The organism is Mesorhizobium sp. M8A.F.Ca.ET.207.01.1.1, assembly GCF_004794715.1.
In the GTDB taxonomy this organism is placed as follows: Bacteria; Pseudomonadota; Alphaproteobacteria; order Rhizobiales; family Rhizobiaceae; genus Mesorhizobium.
On record NZ_SRUS01000070.1, the window covers coordinates 1 to 482 of the forward strand.

Consider the following 482-nt stretch of genomic DNA (forward strand, 5'->3'; position numbering starts at 1 on the left):
CTCGGCGAAGCCGAGACGGAGTGGGGGTCGATCAGCGCTGCATTGGACAATGCATGACGGTCGCCTGAAAGTTCGCCGCGCTGATTACCGTGCAGGCAGCGCGAACAGCCTCCCACCCGCCGGCACGACGTCGTCGATGCCGGCGAGCCGCAGGCAGTGCCAGGCCATGGCGTGGTTGGAGGAGGTGACGGGAATGCCGATGCGCCGCTCCAGCTCCGCCACCGCCTCGGCAACCCGCAGGCTGGTGCAGGAGATGAAGATCGCCTCCACTCCCGGCACTTTTGCCATGTGTTCGGCCGCCGCCTCGATCGAGGCGTGCGAGATGCGGGCGGCCTCGCGGTCGTCGCGGCGGTCGAAAGTGGCGACGGCCGCGATGTCGAGGCCGCGTCCGGTGAAATAGCTGACGAGGCCGTTGTTGATCTCGGGCGCGTAGGGCGTCATTAGGCCGATGCCCCTGGCGCGGCGCGCCCTGACGGCGGCAA

1 pseudogene is annotated in these 482 nt (G+C 68.9%); it reads right to left on the reverse strand.

Features of this window, described 5'->3' with window-relative positions:
* Positions 1 to 84: 84 nt before the first annotated feature.
* Positions 85 to 482: pseudogene (locus EN850_RS33495) on the reverse strand (Asp/Glu racemase); the annotation flags it as partial.